The organism is Vreelandella mediterranea (assembly GCF_970647075.1).
The window spans coordinates 267,973-287,972 of record NZ_OZ310198.1 but is presented as its reverse complement, the minus strand read 5'-3'; the positions used below and the strand labels follow the sequence as shown (position 1 = coordinate 287,972).

The following is a 20,000-nucleotide window of genomic DNA, read 5'->3' as shown; positions in this document are numbered from 1 at the left end:
AAATCACTCAAACTAACATCGTTCGACATTTATCGCAGGCCTTTCGATAACGGCTTGAGGGTTTGCCAATCGAGACGCTCGGGCCACTGCTCGATCCAGCCAGGCACCTGGCCGGCGGCCATGGGTTTTGCGATACCGTAGCCCTGGGCCAGGTGGCAGCCAAGTGCCATCAACGCGCTGGCGTGGGCCAGCGTTTCCACACCTTCGGCCAACATCGGTTTTTTAAACCGATTGGCCATATAGATCACGCTCTCGACGATCGCCATGTCGTCGTTGTCGATGAGCATATCCCGCACGAAGCTTTGATCGATTTTAATCAGGTTCACCGGCAGCTGGCGAAGGTGGGTCAGCGACGAGAAGCCGGTGCCGAAGTCGTCGATCGCAAACCCGACCCCCAGTGCCTGGCAGCAGGTCATGTTGACCAGGGCTGACTGAATATCGTGAATGGCAGCGCTTTCGAGCACCTCCAGCTTCAAAAAGCGGGGGCAAACGTTGGGATACGCCGCCAAACACGCCGACAAGCGCTGGCTGAAGTCCTTCGCCAGAAGATGAGCCGGGCTGATGTTGACGCTGACCGTCAGCGCCAGCCCTTGGTGTTGCCACACCGAGAGCTGGCGCAGCGCTTCGTTGATCACCCATTCGCCAAGCTCTACCTCGAGGCTTGTGGTTTCGATGGCCGGTAAAAAGGCCGCCGGCGCCAGCAGCCCATCTTCCGGGTGCTGCCATCGAATCAGCGCCTCCAGACCAATGACCTCGCCGCTTCGCATATCGATTTGAGGCTGGTAGTAAAGGCGCAGCTCCTGATGGCTGAGCGCGTCGACGAAGCGCTTGCGCTGTTCGTGACGCGCGCGCAGCAGCCGGTCCTGGAGAGGGTCGAAAAAGTGGTAGATATTGCGCCCGCGCTGCTTGGCACGGTACATCGCCTGATTGGCATGGCGCAGTAACACATCGCCCTGGGTATCATCTTCGGGGTAAAGGGTGACGCCCAGGCTCACCGTCAGGTAGATGCTTTGCCCATCGATCAACAGCGGCTGACGAATGGAGTCCAGCAGCGCCTCGAAATATGCCTTGTCCACGCCGTGGTGCAACAGCAGCACGAACTCGTCGCCGCCTACGCGGGCCAGCACGTCATCGCCAAACAGCAGGTGGCTGACGCGCTGGGAGAACGTGGCGAGAATCGTGTCGCCGCACTGCGGCCCCAAACGCTCGTTGATCGTTTGGAAGTAGTCGATGTCTAGCGAACACACCGCCAGCGGAAGCCCTCTGGCATCGGCGTGGGTAATGGATTCCTGGATCAGCTGGGTCAAAAGCTGCAGGTTAGGCAGGCCGGTCAGCGAATCGAAATAGACCTCACGGTTTAGATGCCGCGCATGGGCCGGGATGGCCGACAGGTCCGAGAGCACGATGACGTGGTAGACCACCGCGCCCTGCGCGTCGCGTACCCGGTTGGTCGACATCATCGCCGGATAGAATTTGCCATCGTGGCTTTTGTAGCTGACCTGGCTCTTGCCGCGATCACGAAACTGCGCTTCCTCGCGTACCAGCCGCGATTCGTGGCTATCTTCCAGCGCCAGAATACTGAACGACTGGGGCGACTTACCCATCGCCTGTTCCCGTGTAAGCCCGGTCAGCTCGCAAAACGCTGGATTGACGTCGAGCACCAGATTGTCGGCATCGGTAATGATAATGGCTTCGTTGGCGTAGCCGAACGCGGCCTCGCTGGGCGAGAAAGAGCCGCCGACGTCAATGACCGACAGCGGTGCACCGGGGCCTAAAGACGGCGCAATATCGGTTTTTTGTGGGGTCAATGAACTGCTCCTTAAGCAGATCGAGCAGCAGGCTTTATGGCGCCCGTCTTACTCTCTTATACAATCGACACACCGGTCACTGATACCGCTTGCTTGACCACCTTTGCTGACACGCGTGACTGACACGCGTAGCTCATACTGTTCGTCACTCGAACGAACCATCGAGTGGCCGGGCCACGGCTCCCTGAACCTCTAAACCTGGTCGCGCCCGGCGTTACGGTATTAAAACCCTCATACCCGCATCAGGGTAATTCTCATTTCGTCCAGGATAACACTATTAACACTTTCCCGACGTGCTTGCATTAAACGTACGAGGTTTACTTATCCGCTCAAGGCGCCAGGGCGGCGGCGCCTAAATAGCGCTGTTCCCAGTAGTCGATATCCAGCGGCACGCTCACCACGTGACGCCCGGAGCCCGGGGCGTGAATCATCTGACGGTTACCCCGGTAAATTCCGACGTGGGTCGCCTTGGAGCCGCTGCCAAAAAACAGCAGGTCCCCCGGGCGCGGCGTTTCCGTGTTGGGTAGCGCGCGGTACTGCGCGTCGGCGGTGCGGGGCACGCGCAAACCGGCGGCGCGATAGGTCATCTCGACCAGCCCCGAGCAGTCGAGCCCCTTGGGGGAGTTGCCGCCAAAGCGGTAGGGGGTACCGATCGCCTGCTGGGCGTGGGAGAGGATAAGCGCGCGCTCCATCGAGACACCCGCCATGGTGCCGGGGCCGGTTCCCGGCGCGGTGGCGATCTCTTTACTGGCGCACCCGGCCAGTAGAAAAAGGGCCAAAAGCGGCCCCAGACGGCGAAGACCAGGGACGTAGAACGAGGCAAACGAAAACAAAGTGGTCGACATGGAGCACTCAGCCAATTGAAGTGGGATGCCTTCATCATGGCCCAAGCCGCGGCCCCCCGCCACTGGATCCTGCGCCTGGCGCGTCAAATCATGGCGTGGCGCACCCGCGCCGAAACCCACTCGGACACCAGCACCGTGGCAAAAATCATGACAAAGATCACGCTGACTTGGCTCCAGGCGAGGCTGTTGATCGAGGCGTTCAACTGAAGGCCGATACCGCCCGCACCCACTAGTCCCAGCACCGTCGATTCGCGGATATTGATATCCCAGCGATACACGCTGATGCCTGCAAAAGCGGGCATGACCTGGGGCAACACGGCGTAGTTCATCACTTGCAGGCGGCTGGCGCCGGTGGCGCTGATCGCCTCCACCGGAGTCGGGTGGATCTCCTCGATCGCTTCATACAAAAGCTTGCCCACGAAGCCGATGGAGCGCAGCGCGATGGCGATGATGCCCGCCAGCACGCCGGGGCCGACGATGGTGACCAACAGCATCGCCCAGATCAACGAGTTGATCGAGCGCGACGAGACGATGACCGTCAGCGCCGCACTTCGCACCAGCGGGTGCGGCGTGGTATTACGCGCGGCCAGAAACGCCACGGGAAAAGCCATTAAAATGCCCAGCGCCGTGCCCAGGGTCGCGATGTTGATGGTGTCCCACATGGGCTGCCAGAGCCTTGCGGCGTATTCCCACTTGGGCGGCAGCATCCGGCTGATCAGATCGCTCCCCTGGCGCCCGGCGTCCAGGGCGAACACCCACATGGTGTTGTCGGAAATCACTTTCCAGCAGAGCAAAAAGAGACTTGCCCCAAAAAGCCAGCCACCGAAACGCAGCCACTGAGCGCGAGACGTGCGCCGCTGCCAAAGCGGCACGCCGGTAGCGGAGGTTGAAACGGGCATCGCGGGCTCCTATTGAGTAAAGCGGCGGACGTGGCTGGAGGCGTATTCGCTCAGCAGCACGATCGCGATGATGATCAGCAAGATAGCCGCGGACGTGCTGTACTCGTAGCGGCTCAGCGAGGTGTTTAGTGTCGCCCCGATACCGCCGGCGCCGACGATGCCGATCACCGCGGACTCGCGAAAGTTGATATCCAGCCGGTACATGGAGAGCCCGATCAGACGCGGCATCACCTGGGGCTGCACGGCGTGGTTCATCACCTGCCACCAGCCGGCGCCGGTGGCGCGCACCGCCTCGACCTGGCGCGCGTCGAGATCCTCGATATCTTCGGCGAGAAGCTTGGCCATGAAGCCGATGGTGGCAAACGCCAGGGTGATCATGCCCGCCAGCGGCCCGAAGCCGAACATCACCACGAACAGGATAGCGATGATGATTTCCTGAAAGGTGCGCGAGATGGCAATGATCGCGCGGCACAGCGCGTACACCGGCAGCGGTGCGATATTACGCGCCGCCCCGAGCCCTACGGGGATGGCCAGCAGCACACCGATCACCGTGGAGGTGAGCGTCATGGTCAAGCTTTCCAAAAGGCCCGCGATGATATCGTTTTGGCGGCTAACGAAATCCGGCTGCGTGAACGCCGCCAGGAAATTGACCGCCCGCCCGGCGCCTTCGGCGACCCGCGCCCAGTTCACCTCGACGGAGGCCAGCGCCAGCACCAGATAAACGCAGAGGCCGAGCAGAATGCCCCAACGAAGCCGCGGGCTCTCGATAAACGGCCGCCGCCGCCACTGGCCGGCGCGGGCTGCCCGCTGACGCGCCTGGGCGTTTCCGGCACTCATCGCCCGCCCTCGCCGGCGACCGCCGGAAACGGTTGGGACCTTCGAGCAGAATCGCCACGCCCCATGGGCCGCGTGCTCTCCTCAAGGGTTGGGCCGTCCGCCTCCTCGGCGGGTTCGGCGCGGGTGTCCCACTCCTCCTCCCCGTAGATGGTAGTCAGGATATCGCCGGTCAGCTCGCTCGGAGAGCCGTCGAAGACGGTCCGTCCCGCGTTGAGCCCCACGATGCGGTCGGCGAACTGCTGGGCCAGCGCCACATCGTGGATATTGATGATCGCGGCCAGGCCGCGCTCGGCGCAGAGCTCGCGAATCAAGCGCATGATCTGACGCGAGGTTTTCGGGTCGAGGCTCGCCGTGGGCTCATCCACCAGCAGAAGGCTTGGGCTTTGCAGTAGCGCCCGGGCAATGCCCACGCGCTGGCGCTGGCCGCCGGAGAGCGCGTCGGCGCGCTTGTCGATAGCGTGCTCGAGCCCCACCCGCTCCAGCAGGCGAAACGCCTCAGCCACGGCGTCCTCGGGGTAGCGGCGCAAAAAACTGCGCCAAAAACCGACGTAGCCCAACCGCCCAGAGAGCACGTTCTCCATCACCGTGAGCCGGTCGATCAGCGCGTACTCCTGAAAGATCATACCCATGGAGCGCCGCGCGCGGCGCAGCGCACGCCCGGAAAGCCCGGTCAGTTCGAGTTCGTCCAGCCGAATGCTGCCTTGGGTCGGCTCGACCAGGCGGTTCACACAGCGAATCAGGGTGCTTTTACCCGCCCCGGAGGGGCCGATCAACGCCATGACTTGCCCTTTGGGCAGCGAAAGCTCGATATCGGTCAGGGCATGATCCCCGGTGGGATAGCGTTTGCCAACGCCGGTTAGGGTAAGCATTGAAACACCTCCTCTGGATAGCAAGCCGGCCGAAAGGATGCCCTTTCGGCCGGCGTTCGTGGTGCGTCAGCGCTTAGTCGCAGTCGTAGGTCACATCGTTGGCGTCGGCGATGGTACGAATGACCGACCAGTCTTCTTCATAGGTGATGGGAATGAACTGCGCTTCACCGGAGTTGGCGAACTCTTCTTCCAGTGCCGTGCCTTCCCAATCATAGCTGAAAAACGCGTCCTGAATCTGCTCGGCGAGCTCCGGGTCCAAATTATGGGCGAGGCCGTAGCCGGTGGTGGGGAAGGTTTCCGAGGTATAAATCACCTCGTAATCGCCTTCGTTGACCACGCCCCGGGCCAGCATCCGCGTGGCGACGGAGTTGGCGATGGCGGCGGCGTCGTAATCTTCGTTGACCACGCCCAGAATGGAGTTGTCGTGGGAGCCGGAGAACGCGGTTTCGAAGTCTTCGCCGGCTTCCATGCCGTATTCCGAGCGCAAAAGCGCCGAAGGCGCGCGAAAGCCGGAGTTAGAGGTTTCCGAAGTGAACGCCATCTGGCGTCCTGCCAGATCCTCGACGGCTTCGATACCGCTGCCCGGATAGGTGATGATCTCCATCTCGTAGCCGAAGCTTCCGTCGTCCGCCGCCATCATGGCAAACGGCCTAAAGCCGCCACAGTTGACCGCTACCGGCACGCCGCCGGTATTGAAGCCCGCTACGTGCAGGCGTCCGGCGCGCAGCGCCTCCTGTTGGGCGGCGTTGGACTGTACCGGGAAAAACTGCACGTTCTTGCCGGTCGCCTCGCTCAGGTGATCCAGAAAATCCGCCCACACCTCGGCGTACACCGCCGGATCTTCTACCGGCGTGTAGGCAAATACCAGCGTATCCGGGTTGACCCACTCGGCGGCGTCTTCGGGTACGTCGGCTACCATGTCACCGTCGTTATCGGTATAGCGCGATGAAAGATCGGCGGTGGCGGTGAGCGCGGTCAGGGCGAATGCGCCCGTGACCGCAGCGCTTAACAAAGTACGAGAAAGAGAGAGCGTCGACATACATCACCCAAAATGTTGTTTGAAGTAGCGCTATGCTGACAAGCCCGGGTGACAACCCTGCGACACTTGCATGACGCCTTTATGACGCCGCGGTGTAAACAGCGGGGGCGGCCCCGTCGCCGCGGCGCTCGACGAAAAGGCTATTACCGGCGATTTTCTTGGCCTGATGCTTGAGTTCCGAAAGCTGCCCGGCGATCTCCAGCGCCCGGCAGCTCGTGGTATCGAGTATCGGCTTGACCGCGATCGACACGCTGACGAAGGCAAAAAAGTCCGCCTCTCCCCGGCGGTTTTCAATATGCACCCCGCCCTGCAGGCGGTCGCGCTCGTCGAAAAAGCCTGGCGCCATCACCTCGAAGGAATCGAGGATCTGGCGGCACACGCCCTCCCAGTGATCCAGCGGCAGCAGCATCATGAAATCGTCGCCGCCGATATGGCCGATAAAGCCGCCGGCGCTGTCTACCTGGGCCTGTAAAAGGCGCGAAAGCGCAATGATCACCTGATCGCCCCGGGCGTAGCCGTAGGCGTCGTTGAAGGCTTTGAAGTTGTCCAGATCCACGTAGGCCGCCGCAAAGGGCTCGCCCTTCTCCAGCGTGTGTCCCAGGGTTTCGTTGATCAAAATATTGCCTGGCAGCCCAGTCAGTGGGTTGGCGTGGCGCGCCTGACGCACCTGGATGGCAGTGATCTCGCGCAATAGATCGACGATGCTGCCCATCCCCAGGTAGCGTCCCGCCTCGACGATCACGAAATCCTCCTGTTCGATATCGCGGCTGTCCGTGAGCTGCTGGCTGAGCACTTCGAGTGGCGTATCCGCCTCGGCGATCAGCGGTTTGGTATCTGCCACCTCCAGCACTTTCCGCTTGGCGTAAAGCGCGTGGCTATAGGGGTTGGTGAACAGGGTCAAGAACGCGCTGCGCCGCACCACCGCCACGGGCATCTCCCCTTCGACCACCGCCACGCAGCGAAGCGAAGGGTGGTGGCGAAAGCGCTCGGCCAGCGTGATCACCGAATCCCTGGCCCCGACGGTGTCGATGGTCCGCGAAATGGCCCGGGCGGTGCGTCCGGACCCGCTCGCAGGCCCCGGCGCTGGCAGTTGCATGTTCAGGGTAAACGGCGGATCGATACTGGGGCGGGCAAAGTAAAACCCCTGCAGCAGCGCAAGCCCCCGGTCGAGCTCCCAAAGGCAGAGGTGCTCGGCGGCGGTCTCCACGCCTTCGGCAATGAGATGGCAGTCGAGGCTTCGCGCCACATCCAGAATCGAGCGCAGAAATTCGCGCTTGGCGGGCTCCTGGTCGATGCCGGCAATGAAGTGACGGTCGAGCTTGACGAAATCCGGGCGTAGCTCCGCCCAGTGGCGAAGACTCGAGTGCCCGGCGCCCAAATCATCGAGGGCGACCTGAAAGCCCATGTCGCGGTAGTGGTCCACCGCCTGGCGCATCAGGGCATAGTCGTGAATCGGCACGTGCTCGGTCAGCTCGATCACTACCCGCTTTGCGGGCAAGCCGCTTTCGCGTACGAAGCCCAGGGTCAGCCCCTCTTCGAAGTCACGCTCGACGATGGTCAGCGGCATCACGTTGAGAAACAAGAACCCGGGCAGTCCAAGCTCGGCAAAACGGCGAATAGCCAGGCGCCGGCACAAAAGATCCAGCTCGACCAAATGCCCCGCCTGCATCGCCACGTCGAAAAGGCGCAGCGGCGAGTAGAGCGGCGAGTTTTCGGGCCCGCGCGCTAACGCTTCGTAGCCGAATATCGCCTGCTGGCTGGCATCCACGATGGGCTGGAACACAATGGTCAAGTCCTCGTTTTCAAGAATGTGGTTAAGCCATTGAGTGTCTTGAGCAGTCATGTGTCGGGTGCCTTTGCAAACGCCGTCAGCCAAAAACTGACTACAGCGTCCTGAGTGCCGGGGGGAGGTTCGATCCAAAAAGATTGAGATATTTTGATGACGCTTTTATGACACCCGGTGTCGCGTGGCGTCATGCACCCGGGGCCACCACGGGGAGTTCGATGGCCACGTAGACCCCGCCGGCTTCGGCCCGCGTAAGGTGCAGCGTGCCGTGGTAAAGCGCCACCAGGTCCACGACGATGGCGAGCCCCAGGCCGCTGTTCGAGCGCTGTTCGTCCAGCCGCGTGCCCCGGGCAAGCGCGGCCTGACACTGCGCCTCGCTCATGCCGGGGCCGTTGTCGCTAACGCTCATCAATAGCGTCTCGTCTTGGGCGTCCACGTGGAGCGTAACCTCGCTTTGCGCCCAGCGCAGCGCGTTATCCAGGAGGTTACCGACGATTTCCTGAATATCCTGGCGGTCCATACGGACCTTCGGCCGCGCTTGCCAATCGGCGCTGAGCGCGACCTGGCGGCGGCGGGCCAGGCGGGAGAGGCCCTCGATCAGCCCGGAAAGGGCCTCGTCGAGGGCGATGGGCGCCAGGTGCAGGCCCTCGCCGGCCGCCGAGGCGCGGGCCAGGTGGTGGCGTACGGCGCTATCGATGCGCGAAAGCTCGGTATCCAGCCGCTCGCTGTGTTCGCCGGGCAAATGCTTTAGTTGCAGGCGCATCACGCTCAGCGGCGTTTTTAGCGCGTGGGCCAGGTTACCCGCCGTGTGGCGGCCACGCTCGATCAGCCGCTGATCGCGCACGAGCACCGCGTTCATCGACCCGGCAAGCGTTGCCAGCTCCTCGGGCAGTTGCGTATCCATACGCTCCGCGGTGCCCTTTTCCACTTCGCGAAGGTTGGCGTTCATGCGCCGAAGCGGCGCCAGGCCCCAGCGCACCTGTAACGCCAACACGCCCATCAAGAGCGCGCCGAGCGTCAAAAGCCCCAGCCATAAAAGCCGCTGGAACCGGGCAATGCTCGCTCCCAGCTCGGTCTCGTCCGCGGCCACGCTGACGTGCAGCGGCGTATCTAGCGGGGCCAGATAAATATCGCGCTCGAGCACGCGTAGCGGCTGGCCGCGGGGGCCTTTTAGGCTTCGCGCGCTTATCCGGCGGCTGTCGGTCACCGGCAGGCGCTGGTCCCAAAGCGAGCGCGAGGCAAGATGGTGCGTGTTTTGGTCGGTGATCTGCCAGTACCAGCCGGAAAACACCTGATCGAAGCGGGGATCGCCCAGCGCGCTTGGATAGCGCAGGGTATCGCTTGCGGCGTCGAACGCCACCCCGGCGATTACCACGTTCAGCGTCGCTTTTAGGCGCTCGTCAAAGGCGGTTATGGCGGCGGTACGGTAATAATGCGCAAGCCACGTCCCGGAAAGCGGCAGCGCCAGCGCAATGATGACGAGTGCGGCGAGCAGCAGCCGCGTGGCGATCGAGCGGTGGGACCAGCGCTTGCGCAGTTGGCTCCAGGCAAGCCGGCCACGGTTAGCCGACATCCGGCGCCTCGGCCAGCAGTCGATAGCCTTGGCCTCGAAGCGTGGCAAAGCGCCAGCCACCGAGCTTGCGGCGCAGCCGGCTGATCTGCACGTCGATCACGTTGGAGTCCGGCTCCTGGTCACGATCGTAGACGTGCTCGGCGAGCTCGCCCCGGCTGACCACCCGCGGGGCGGCGTGCATCAAATAGCTCAGCAGGCGCGTCTCCTGGGCGGTCAGGCTGACCGGGCGCCCGGCAAGCGTCACGTGCTGGGTGTGAGTATCCAGGTGGAGTTCGCCCACCTTGATCACCGGGTGCGCGTAGCCGTGGGTGCGGCGGACGATCGCGCGCAGGCGAAAGAGTACCTCGGCGGGTTCAAAAGGTTTCGTCACATAATCGTCGGCGCCGGCCGTAAACCCCGCGGCCTTGTCCGCCCAGCGCTCCCGGGCGGTGAGAATCAGCACGGGCAGGTCGATACCGTCGTCGCGCCAGGCGCTTAGCCAGCGCGTGCCGTCGCCGTCGGGCAGGCCGACGTCCAGAATCAGCGCGTCATACGCCTCGACGCGCACCAAAAAATCCGCTTTTTGGCCGGTGGCGGCATGCTCCACCAGCCAATCGCCCTCTTTTAGCGCCTGGCCGAGCTCAAAGGCCAGCGCCTGGTCATCTTCTACCAATAAACACTTCATGGCCCGCCACCCTCGACGCTTTCGCGCTGCATCTCGTTGATGCGCACGCCTTCGATTTTCATGAGCTTGCCGCTGCGCCCGTCGAACTCGAACTCGACGACCTGCCCCTGGGGGCCGAGCATCTTGATCTCGTACTCGATGTCGCCGTCGTCGCGCTCCATCTCGACCTCGATGACCTCGCCCAGGTAGCGCGCTTCCAGCCAGTCCAGAAGCGACTCCAGGCTCACCGCCTCGCCCGAGCGCACCTGGTCATGCAACCCCTCCCACTGCGGGTCCGCCCCCACGCTTTGAACACCAAGCCACGCCGCCAGCGCCACGGCCAAGGGCCAGCGGCGCTTGATGCGCGATGAATGAGGCGTTAAAAGCGTTTTCATGGTGTCAGCATGCCAAAGTCGATATGAACGTTGGATGAACGGCGCCTTCAGGTTAGCGACAGACGCGCGGTGCTATAAAAGGGGCGTCGCATCGGCAAGCGCCGGTGCGCGTTGATCATTCACCCCGTATCGCTCAAGAAGGAGTTTGACATGAATATTACGAAAAAAGTGCTGATGATGCCGGCCACTGCCCTGCTGCTAAGCGCAGCGGCGGGCGCAGCCCAAGCCGACGAGGGCCTGGCCCTCGAGCGCCTCGACGACGTGCTCGGCTATACCGCCGACTACGGCTTTACCCAGTACCAGGAAATCAGCGTCGAAGGCGGCGACCACGTCGAGGTCGAAGGGTGGCTCGATGACGAGTGGTTCGCCGATATCGAGTTCTCGCTGGACAGCGGCGAAACCCTGCAAGAAGAGCGCGAACGCTTGGTCAGCGGTGCCTGGGGCATGAGCGAAGACGATATTCGCCAGGCATTCGAAGTCGCTTCCGAGGAAGGCATGGTGACCTTCGAGGAGATCGACATGAACCAGAGCGGTATCATCGACATCGAAGGCCGCAACGCCGAGGGCCGCGAGGTCGAACTGAGCGTGCGCCAGGGCTCCTACGAGATTACCGCGATGGATCGCGACTAGCCTGGCCGCACCCCAACGTATTGCATCATGGGGTGTTGCATCATGTCGCAAAGCGGGCCCTGACGGGGGCCCGCTTTTTTCGATGCGCGCGTGTTTATCGACTTTCCTGGCAAGTGTTTATCGGCTTTCCTGACAGTTGCCCCGCGCCATGATCGCCTCGGCGATACGCTCGATTCCTTGGCGGTACGCCGCCTGACGATAGGTCACCTTCTCCTCTTTGGCGCGCTCGAGCACCCTACGCGCTTCGCGCTCCAGCTTTTCATCGAGACGCTGGTTGACCTCCTCTTCGCTCCAGGTTTGGCCGGCGCGGTTTTGTAGCCACTCGAAGTAGCTCACGATCACCCCACCGGTATTGGCCAGCACATCGGGCAGCACATCGATGCCGCGATTGGCGAGCTCGCGGTCGGCGTCGCTGGTGACCGGGCCGTTGGCAATTTCCAGAATCATGCCGGCCTGGATATCGCCGACGTTGTCGCCGTGCACCTGGTTTTCCAGCGCGGCCAGGGCCAGCACGTCGACCTCGAGCGCCAGGAGCTCGGCGCCCTCGATGGCCTTGCCCTGGCGGCACTTGGCGAGCGCGCCGTGTTTTTCCTTGGCCTTTTGGGCCGCGTCGATATCCAGCCCCGCCTTCTTGTAAATGCCGCCACTGGAGTCCGACACCGACACGACCTTGTAGCCCCGCGCGCTTGCCTGGCGGGCGAAATACGTCGCCGCATTGCCAAAGCCCTGCACTGCGACGGTGGTGTCTTCGGGCTTGCGGTTTTGTTGCTCGGCCCACAAATCCAGCACCTTGAGCGCGCCGTGGCCGGTGGCCGCCACCCGGCCGGGGGAGCCACCCAGCGGCAAAGGCTTACCGGTGATCGCCGCCGGTGCCCGGGCGCGCACGATGTTCTCGTACTCGTCGATCATCCAGCCCATCACCTCGGCGTCGGTGTTGACGTCCGGGGCGGGAATGTCACGATCCGGGCCCATCACGTCGGCAATGGTGCGAATGTAGCCCCGCGCCAGGCGTTCGCGCTCCAGCGATGAAAGCGCCTTGGCATCGACCTGGACCCCGCCCTTGCCGCCCCCAAAGGGGAGGCCGACGACTGCGCACTTGATCGCCATCCAGAAGCTGAGCGTGGTCACCTCGTGCTGGTTGACCTGCGGGTGAAAGCGCACGCCGCCCTTGGCCGGCCCCAGGCTGATATCGTACTGAACGCGCCAGGCCGGAAATGCCTGCAGGCGGCCATCGTCCATGCGCACCGGTATGCTGACCTGTAGCGAAAGCGCGGGCTGCATCAGTCGCGCCCGGGCATCGGGATGGATATCCAGCGCGTCGAATACCTCCTCCAGCCGCGAGTGGGCGTCCTCGAAAAGCGCCGCGCCGGTTTGCGGCGTAAGCGCCTGGGCCTCAACATGCGACGGGGCGGGGCCACTTTTTTTAGCTGCCCGTTTGTTCGATGAGCTGGCGGGGGCTTTCTGCTTTTTGGTTTTCGAATTAGCCATTAACACACTCCGTTGCATCGTTGGGTAAAGGCCGGGGCTTGCGTAAGCTCAAGCGTAGCATTCATTGTTTTACTTCGCCCTCGCCCACCCTCAAGCGCCCACGGGACACCACTATGCCGCCAATACCACCGGCCGACACGCCAAGCGCCTTGCTGGAAGACCCCATCGCCCGGGACCTGGCGTGGCTTCTGGATACGCCGGATTTGGTGGCGTTAAACGGCTACCCGGGCCGCCCCACCCGAGCCGAGCTTGGCCTTGAAAGCGACGTCCAGGCCTGGCTCGAGCGACTGTTACCGGCGTGCCGGGCGGTGGCGAAAAAACGCCTAACGCGCATGGGCCACTACCACGAAACCCTTTGGCATCTGCTGCTCGGCCACGCACCCAACACGCGGCTTTTGGCCCATAACGTTCAAATCAGAGAAAAACGCCTGACCCTGGGCGAGCTGGATATGCTCTACCGCACCTGCGCCGACCCGGCACCCATCCATTTGGAAGTCGCGATCAAGTTCTACCTGGGGCTCGACGAAGGCCCAAGCGGCGCCACCAGCCAGAACCGCTGGATCGGCCCGGGCGGGCTCGACAGCCTGGCGCGCAAGTGCGCCCATTTGCACGCCCACCAACTGCCGCTTTCCGCCACGCCCCTGGCCCAAAAAACGCTACGCCACTGGCTGGCACCGCGGGACTGCGCGCCCTTCGAGCCCGGCGCCGGCGCACTCACCCAGCGCCTCGCCATGCCCGGGGTGCTGTTTTATCCGTTTCACGCAACGCTGCCCCCACCGGAAGGCGCAAGCGCGCATCACCGCCGCGGGCAGTGGTGCTACTTAAAGGATTGGGAGACACTGTTGGCGCGCGAGGGGGAGGTGAAGATGGCCTGGCTGAAGAAGCCTTTCTGGCTGGCGCCGCCGCTAGAGACGGCGTTTGATTCGCCAAAAACGTTTGGGCCTGCGCTCACGGCGCATATCGCGCAGTACGGCCCCCAGCAGGTCATGCTGAAAGCCGAAGGCGGCGCGGCGCTTAAACGGGTATTCATCGTGCCCAACGACTGGCCGCGGCAGATACCGCTACCGCTTGGGCCGTCGAAAGCCCAGCCCGGGCGTTAAACGACCACCAGGTTATCCCGATGGATCAGCTCATGGGCCTCGACGAAGCCGAGGATCGCCTCGATCTGATGGCTGGGCTTGCCGGCCAGCAGGCGGGCGTCGTCGGCGCCGTAGTTGATCAGCCCCTTGGCGACCCGTTCGCCCTGCTCGTCCACGCACAGCACCATGTCGCCGCGCTTGAAGCTGCCCTGCACCTGGCGTACGCCCACCGGCAGAAGGCTCGAGCCCTTTTCACGCAGCACGTTGACCGCCCCGGTATCCAGGGTGAGCGTACCGCGTACCTGGAGCTGGCCGGCCAGCCAGCGCTTGCGCGCCGCCATGGGGGCCTGGTTGGGCGTCAGCAGCGTGCCCAGCGCCTCGCCGCCCATGATGCGACTGATCACATTGGGCTGGCGGCCGCTGGCAATCACGGTGAGCGCCCCGGAGCGCGCCGCGAGCGTGGCGGCGCGCACCTTGGTGCTCATACCGCCACGGCCAAGCGCCCCGCCGCTGCCCGCCACCGCCGCAAGCCTGGGGTCGTCGGCGCGGCCTTCGTCGATCAGCGCCGCGCCGGGGCTCTCCCGCGGGTCGGCGTCAAAAAGCCCTTCCTGGTCGGTCAACAGCACCAGGGCGTCGGCCTCGAGCAGATTGGCGACCAAAGCGCCCAGGGTGTCGTTGTCGCCAAAGCGGATCTCGTCGGTGACCACGGTGTCGTTTTCGTTGACCACCGGCACCACGCGCATCTCGACCAGGGTGCGCAGCGCCGAGAGCGCGTTGAGGTAACGCTTACGGTTGGAAAGATCGTCGTGGGTCAGAAGGATTTGCGCGGTCAGCATGCCGTGACGGGCGAAGTGCTGCTCGTAGCACTGGGTCAGGCCGTTTTGGCCGACGGCGGCGGCGGCCTGTAGCTCATGGACCGCGGTGGGCCGCGCCTGCCAGCCAAGACGCACCATGCCCGCGGCCACCGCCCCGGAGGAGACCAGCACGACCTCGACACCGCGGCTTTGCAGCTCGGCGATCTGGTCGACCCAGGCGCCGATGGCGGCGTCATCGAGCCCGCGCCCGTCGTCGGTAATCAGGGCGCTGCCGATCTTCACCACCACGCGGCGCGCGCCCCTTAGCGCCTCCCGACCCGGCAACTGTTCACGCTGTTCCATGCCGCCTCTCTTTTGCCCACACCTAAACGTTCGTCGTGATTTACCAGCCGCTGGCTCAGGGCGCGTACTCGACCTCGACATCGAAATCGTCGTCGAAGTCGTCGTCATCGTCCTGGTCGCGCCGCTTGCGGTTGTAGCCCAAACGCGCCTCGGTGCGGGCGACGGACTCTTCTTCCATGCGTTGGCGCATCTCGCGCTCGCGCTCGAAGGCCTCTTCGTCTTCGTTTTCCAGGCGCTGCTGCTCGGTCAGCCAGCGGTGGGCCGCCTGGACCAGCTTATCGGTGCCTTCGCTGCCGATCGCCGAGATGCGAAACACCGGGCCCTCCCAGTCAAGCGCATCGATGACCGCCTGGGCGCGGGCTTCGCGCTCCTCTTCCGGCACCAAATCGAACTTGTTGAGCACCAGCCAGCGCGGGCGCTCCGAGAGCGCCGGCGAGAACTCACCGAGCTCGTGGACGATCGCTTGGGCGGCCTGCACCGGGTCGGATTCATCGAACGGCGCGATATCCACCACGTGGAACAAAAGCCGCGTACGGGTCAGGTGCTTCAAAAAGCGCAGGCCCAGGCCCGCGCCGTCCGAGGCGCCTTCGATCAGCCCGGGCACGTCCGCCATCACGAAGTGCTCGTGCATGCCCAGCTTCACCACGCCCAGGTTGGGCACCAGGGTGGTGAACGGGTAGTTGGCGACCTTCGGCTTGGCGGCGGAAACCGAGCGAATCAGCGTCGATTTACCGGCGTTGGGCATGCCCAAAAGGCCCACGTCGGCCATGACCTTCATTTCGAAACGCAGATTGCGTCGGTCGCCTTCGGTGCCCGGCGTGGTCCGCCGGGGCGCGCGGTTGGTCGAGGACTTGAAGTGAATATTACCCAGCCCACGCCGGCCGCCTTCGGCGACCAGCACGACCTGGCCGATTTCGGTCACATCGGCGATCACTTCCAGGGTGTCCTCGTCGATCACCGTGGTGCCGACCGGCACTTTGACGTGCAGGTCAAGACCGGCCTTGCCGCTCATCTGACGCCCCATGCCGCCCTGGCCGTTTTCGGCCTTGTAGAAGCGCTGGAACTTGAAGTCGATCAGCGTATTGAGCGCATCGTCACCGATCAGGTAGACGCTGCCGCCATGGCCGCCGTCACCACCGTCGGGGCCGCCTTTAGGGACATATTTCTCGCGGCGAAAGCTCAGACAGCCGTTGCCGCCCTTGCCTGCCTCGACAATCACCGAGGCTTCATCGACGAACTGCATTGAATTCTCCCGGCCGCTTTCGCCGCCCTTGCATCCCCCGTCTTCACAAAGACCAAGGGGTTAAACAGACAAAAAAGCCCCGCCAATGCGGGGCTTTTCTTTCGTGCGATCGTCCAAGCGCTCAGCGCTTATTCAGAAACGATGCTCACGAATTTACGGTTTTTCGGGCCCTTGGTCTGGAACTGGACCTTACCGTCGTTCAGTGCGAACAACGTGTGGTCACGGCCGATACCGACGCCCTGGCCTGCGTGGAAACGCGTGCCGCGCTGGCGAACGATGATGTTACCCGCGGTTGCCGCTTGGCCACCGAAGAGTTTCACACCAAGGCGTTTGGATTCGGAATCGCGACCGTTACGCGTGGAGCCGGCTGCCTTTTTATGTGCCATCGAAATAGCCTCCTAATTAGGGGAATGGACCGTGTTAAACGGAGATTCCGGTAATTTTGACTTCAGTGAACCACTGACGGTGGCCCTGACGCTTCATGCTGTGCTTACGACGACGGAACTTGATGATGTTGATCTTATCACCACGGCCGTGAGACACGATTTCAGCGGATACTTTAGCGCCGCCGATCATCGGTGCGCCAATGTTGAAATCGTCGCCGTCTGCCACCATCAGCACTTCTTCGAAATCGATGGACTCGCCGGTGGCGACTTCGATTTTCTCGAGCTTGATGGTCTGACCTTCTTGAACGCGGTACTGCTTGCCACCGCTTTTGATAATTGCGTACATGTCGCTCTCCGGACTCGTCATTGAAGCTGGCACCTTATTAAGCCAGCGCTCATCATCTACCGCGCTTTCGCGTCGTGCTCTTAAGACCTGCTGCGAGTGGCGCCCCTTTTGGCAGCCATCTGACAGGGAGCATGATGAGTGGGTCGCGGATTATAGCGTCGTTCGACCTTTACCACAAGCCCCTGGGGAGGTGTCAATCCGGCCGATATCGGCCCCGGGGCGGGGCTCGAAGTAGAGTGCGCCTTGACGCCTTACAGGCGGCCCCATAGCATAATCCCCACTCAGGGCGGTAATTGCCGCTTTTCACCTGCCGCGATGAACAAACTCCATGACTAACGTCTCTCCTAAAACGTCTGCCAGCCCAACGCCTTCACCGCTTCACGCCGTGGTGGCGGGCGACTTCGAGGCCGTTAACCGTACCATTGTCGAGCAGCTCAACTCCAAAGTCCCGCTGGTGGAAACCATCGGCCAGTACATCATCGAAAGCGGCGGCAAGCGCATGCGCCCGCTTTTGGTTTTGCTGGCCGCGCGCTCGCTGGGCTACGAAGGCAACAAGCACATTACGCTTGCCACGCTGATCGAGTTCATGCACACCTCCACGCTTTTGCACGATGACGTGGTCGACGACTCGCACCTGCGCCGCGGCAAAAAAACCGCCAACGACGCCTGGGGCAACGCCCCCTCGGTACTGGTCGGTGATTTTCTCTACTCGCGCTCGTTTCAGCTGATGGTCAACGTCGGCTCGATGCGCATCATGGCGATTCTTTCGAGCGCGACCTGCATCATCGCCGAGGGCGAAGTGCTCCAGCTGACCAATATCGGCAACCCGAGCCTAACCGAGGACGCCTACTTCGAGACCATCCAGGGTAAAACCGCGATGCTGTTCGAGGCCGCCTCGCACAGCGGCGCGGTACTGGCCGAGGCCACCCCGGCGCAAGAACGCGCCCTTCAACATTACGGGCGCTACCTGGGGCTCGCCTTTCAGTTGATCGACGATTTGCTCGACTACCAGGGCGACGCTGATGCAATGGGCAAGAACGTCGGCGACGACCTGGCCGAAGGCAAGCCAACGCTGCCCTTGATCAACGCCATGGAGCGCGGCACCCCGGAAGAGGCCAAGCTGATCCGCCAGGCGATCCGCAAGGGCGGACTCGAGCAGCTCGACGAGGTGCTGGCGATCGTTCACCGCACCGGGGCGCTCGAATACACCCGCAGCCGCGCGGTGGAAATGGTCGATAAAGCCCTGGCGGAACTCGAGACGCTGCCCGAGAGCCCCTATCGCGACAGCATGGCGGATCTCGCCCGCATGGCGATCGAACGCCAGTCCTGAATCGCAGGTTTTATGGGGCGCGGTGAAATTTCTACTTGAAAAGTCCCGCGCTCACGAGTAAGATTCATCCCCGTTATTAAGCGCCGGAATATAGCTCAGCTTGGTAGAGCGCTGCCTTCGGGAGGCAGAGGTCGTAGGTTCGAATCCTGCTATTCCGACCACAGATTGTTAGAAAAATGGCCACTTAGCTCTTTGAGCAAGTGGCCATTTTTTTGTGCCCGGCATTTTGGCTGGCTTTTCGCACCGGCAGTTTTTCAGGCCACGTGAGTGAAAAGCCAGGATGTCGTTTTGCACGATAACCCGCTATTCTGTCTCGAATCGAAATTAAGGGGCGATGCCAGGCTTTACGCTTGGCAAGCTGCCACCTGATTTACTTCCAAGTGCATGACCGTCCTAACGCCGGGGCGACATTCATCATGCCGCCCCGCCACATTCGAGCACCCTCATGTTTTTAAAAGCTCTACTCTGGATCGTTCGGGTTCTGACGATTGTTTTGATAGCGGTCAGCCTACTGCCTGAGATTCCCAGCGGTCATTGGTCGATCCGCCTTTGGGAGTTTCCGCGCCTGCAGCTGAGCGTGGTATTGGCCGTCGTGCTGCTGCTTCTGACCTTGCATGCCTGGCTTGGAAGAGCGCGAAAAGAGCACGGCGTGTTGCTTGCGCTGCTGCTGGTAACCGGCGGGTGGCAGGTGTCCCATATCCTGCCCTTTACCCCGGTTTGGCCGAAGGAGGTGCAAGAGGCGGATGCGCGAACCCTCGATAACCAGTCCACGTTCAAAATCCTGACCGCCAACGTCGACTACACCAATGACCGCTACGCCGAGGCGCTGGATTTGATCGAGCGCGAAGACCCGGACGTCGTGTTGATCATCGAGATCGATCGCGAGTGGGAAGCGGGGTTGGCGCCGCTGGACGAAAGCTATGAGTACTACGTGGGCGAAGTGCGTGAGGAAGGATTAGGCATCGCGCTTTGGTCCCGCGTTCCTCTGCAGGCGCAAGAAGTGGCGCATTTGGTGTCCGAGCGCCGGCCGTCGGTCTTTGCGACCCTGGACGTCCCCGGCATCGGGGCGGTGCGCTATGTCGGCATTCACCCGGTGCCACCGGGGCTTAAAGAGCGCACGCCAGACGATGGCGGCGACGCGGAACGTCGGGACAGCCGGGAGCGCGACGCGGAACTGATGCTCGTGGCCGAGCGCGTCGAACAGGACCCGGACAGCCGCTGGATCGTGACCGGGGACTTCAACGATGCGGCCTGGTCCAATACGACCCAGCTATTTATGGGCTTGAGCGATCTCAAGGATCCGCGCCGCGGAAGAGGCTTATTGAGTACCTACCACGTCGATTATCCCTTTTGGCGCTACCCGATCGACCATCTGTTCGTCTCGGATGGCTTCGAGCTCGTCGCGCTGGACCGCGTAACGCTTGCGGGGTCGGATCATTTCGCCATCACGGCAACGTTGACGGCCGCCGAACAAGACCCGGACGCGCCCGAGGCCTCAGCCCAGGAGCAACAGGAAGCCGATGAGCTGATCGAGGAAGGCGAAGAAGACGCCCGCGAAGAAGGCGTCAGCAGTTAAAGAGCGATCGTACCAAAAAGCGCACTAGAAAAAGGCCACCCCCACCATGCGGGTGGCCTTTTTCGTTGCAA

General features: G+C 62.7%; 19 protein-coding genes and 1 tRNA gene. 5 read left to right on the top strand and 15 right to left on the bottom strand.

From position 1 onward, the window contains the following. Positions 1-29: 29 nt before the first annotated feature. The 10 genes from ACWFVE_RS01425 to ACWFVE_RS01380 form a co-directional block, all read right to left on the bottom strand. Positions 30-1,808, bottom strand: a complete 1,779-nt coding sequence (locus tag ACWFVE_RS01425) for a putative bifunctional diguanylate cyclase/phosphodiesterase (RefSeq protein ID WP_447527516.1) — start codon at positions 1,806-1,808, stop codon at positions 30-32. A gap of 329 nt (positions 1,809-2,137) precedes the next feature. Continuing rightward, a complete protein-coding gene (locus tag ACWFVE_RS01420) occupies positions 2,138-2,653 on the bottom strand; it encodes a C40 family peptidase (protein WP_447527515.1) in 516 nt (171 codons plus the stop codon). A gap of 83 nt (positions 2,654-2,736) precedes the next feature. Then, positions 2,737-3,552, bottom strand: coding sequence for a phosphonate ABC transporter, permease protein PhnE (gene phnE / locus ACWFVE_RS01415; RefSeq protein WP_447527514.1), 816 nt, complete (start codon positions 3,550-3,552; stop codon positions 2,737-2,739). Between the two features lie 9 nt (positions 3,553-3,561). Further along, positions 3,562-4,389, bottom strand: coding sequence for a phosphonate ABC transporter, permease protein PhnE (gene phnE / locus ACWFVE_RS01410; RefSeq protein WP_447527513.1), 828 nt, complete (start codon positions 4,387-4,389; stop codon positions 3,562-3,564). After that, on the bottom strand, positions 4,386-5,258 hold the full coding sequence (gene phnC, locus ACWFVE_RS01405) for a phosphonate ABC transporter ATP-binding protein (protein WP_447527512.1): 873 nt from the start codon (positions 5,256-5,258) through the stop codon (positions 4,386-4,388). Before phnC ends, phnE (ACWFVE_RS01410) begins: the two co-directional genes overlap by 4 nt. Positions 5,259-5,331: 73 nt before the next feature. Next, on the bottom strand, positions 5,332-6,297 hold the full coding sequence (phnD, locus tag ACWFVE_RS01400) for a phosphate/phosphite/phosphonate ABC transporter substrate-binding protein (protein ID WP_447527511.1): 966 nt from the start codon (positions 6,295-6,297) through the stop codon (positions 5,332-5,334). Between the two features lie 79 nt (positions 6,298-6,376). Then, on the bottom strand, positions 6,377-8,140 hold the full coding sequence (locus ACWFVE_RS01395) for a bifunctional diguanylate cyclase/phosphodiesterase (RefSeq protein ID WP_447527510.1): 1,764 nt from the start codon (positions 8,138-8,140) through the stop codon (positions 6,377-6,379). Between the two features lie 130 nt (positions 8,141-8,270). Beyond that, a complete protein-coding gene (locus ACWFVE_RS01390) occupies positions 8,271-9,656 on the bottom strand; it encodes a sensor histidine kinase (RefSeq protein ID WP_447527509.1) in 1,386 nt (461 codons plus the stop codon). Further along, positions 9,646-10,320, bottom strand: a complete 675-nt coding sequence (locus ACWFVE_RS01385; protein ID WP_447527508.1) for a response regulator transcription factor — start codon at positions 10,318-10,320, stop codon at positions 9,646-9,648. Before ACWFVE_RS01385 ends, ACWFVE_RS01390 begins: the two co-directional genes overlap by 11 nt. After that, positions 10,317-10,694, bottom strand: coding sequence for a PepSY domain-containing protein (locus tag ACWFVE_RS01380; protein ID WP_447527507.1), 378 nt, complete (start codon positions 10,692-10,694; stop codon positions 10,317-10,319). The genes ACWFVE_RS01385 and ACWFVE_RS01380 overlap by 4 nt, the downstream gene beginning before the upstream one ends. Before the next feature lie 150 nt (positions 10,695-10,844). Between ACWFVE_RS01380 and ACWFVE_RS01375 the strand changes: the two genes are divergently transcribed. Then, on the top strand, positions 10,845-11,324 hold the full coding sequence (locus ACWFVE_RS01375) for a PepSY domain-containing protein (RefSeq protein ID WP_447527506.1): 480 nt from the start codon (positions 10,845-10,847) through the stop codon (positions 11,322-11,324). A 117-nt stretch (positions 11,325-11,441) separates the two neighbouring features. On the opposite strand, the gene ACWFVE_RS01370 is transcribed toward ACWFVE_RS01375, so the two are convergent. Next, positions 11,442-12,812 carry a Glu/Leu/Phe/Val family dehydrogenase gene (locus ACWFVE_RS01370; RefSeq protein ID WP_447527505.1) on the bottom strand — a complete coding sequence of 457 codons (1,371 nt, stop codon included), beginning with the start codon at positions 12,810-12,812 and terminating at the stop codon, positions 11,442-11,444. A 113-nt stretch (positions 12,813-12,925) separates the two neighbouring features. Here ACWFVE_RS01370 and ACWFVE_RS01365 point away from each other — a divergent pair, with 113 nt between their 5' ends. Continuing rightward, on the top strand, positions 12,926-13,912 hold the full coding sequence (locus tag ACWFVE_RS01365) for a DUF1853 family protein (RefSeq protein WP_447527504.1): 987 nt from the start codon (positions 12,926-12,928) through the stop codon (positions 13,910-13,912). On the opposite strand, the gene proB is transcribed toward ACWFVE_RS01365, so the two are convergent. From proB to rplU, 4 genes are all read right to left on the bottom strand, one after another. After that, positions 13,909-15,048, bottom strand: coding sequence for a glutamate 5-kinase (proB, locus tag ACWFVE_RS01360; RefSeq protein ID WP_447527503.1), 1,140 nt, complete (start codon positions 15,046-15,048; stop codon positions 13,909-13,911). The genes ACWFVE_RS01365 and proB overlap by 4 nt on opposite strands. Positions 15,049-15,103: 55 nt before the next feature. Next, complete coding sequence (cgtA, locus tag ACWFVE_RS01355) at positions 15,104-16,291, bottom strand: Obg family GTPase CgtA (RefSeq protein ID WP_447527502.1); 1,188 nt, start codon at positions 16,289-16,291, stop codon at positions 15,104-15,106. Positions 16,292-16,419: 128 nt separating this feature from the next. Further along, entirely contained in the window at positions 16,420-16,677 is a 258-nt protein-coding gene (gene rpmA, locus ACWFVE_RS01350) for a 50S ribosomal protein L27 (RefSeq protein WP_447527501.1), read from the bottom strand. 34 nt (positions 16,678-16,711) lie between these two features. After that, positions 16,712-17,023, bottom strand: coding sequence for a 50S ribosomal protein L21 (rplU, locus tag ACWFVE_RS01345; RefSeq protein WP_447527500.1), 312 nt, complete (start codon positions 17,021-17,023; stop codon positions 16,712-16,714). A 328-nt stretch (positions 17,024-17,351) separates the two neighbouring features. On the opposite strand from rplU, the gene ispB reads away from it, so the two are divergent. From ispB to ACWFVE_RS01330, 3 genes are all read left to right on the top strand, one after another. After that, the gene (gene ispB, locus ACWFVE_RS01340) at positions 17,352-18,353 is read left to right on the top strand and encodes an octaprenyl diphosphate synthase (protein ID WP_447527499.1); all 1,002 of its coding nucleotides are present in this window, start codon (positions 17,352-17,354) and stop codon (positions 18,351-18,353) included. An 84-nt stretch (positions 18,354-18,437) separates the two neighbouring features. Next, positions 18,438-18,514 (top strand) — tRNA-Pro (locus ACWFVE_RS01335). 284 nt (positions 18,515-18,798) lie between these two features. Further along, positions 18,799-19,929, top strand: coding sequence for an endonuclease/exonuclease/phosphatase family protein (locus ACWFVE_RS01330; RefSeq protein WP_447527498.1), 1,131 nt, complete (start codon positions 18,799-18,801; stop codon positions 19,927-19,929). Positions 19,930-20,000 lie beyond the last annotated feature (71 nt).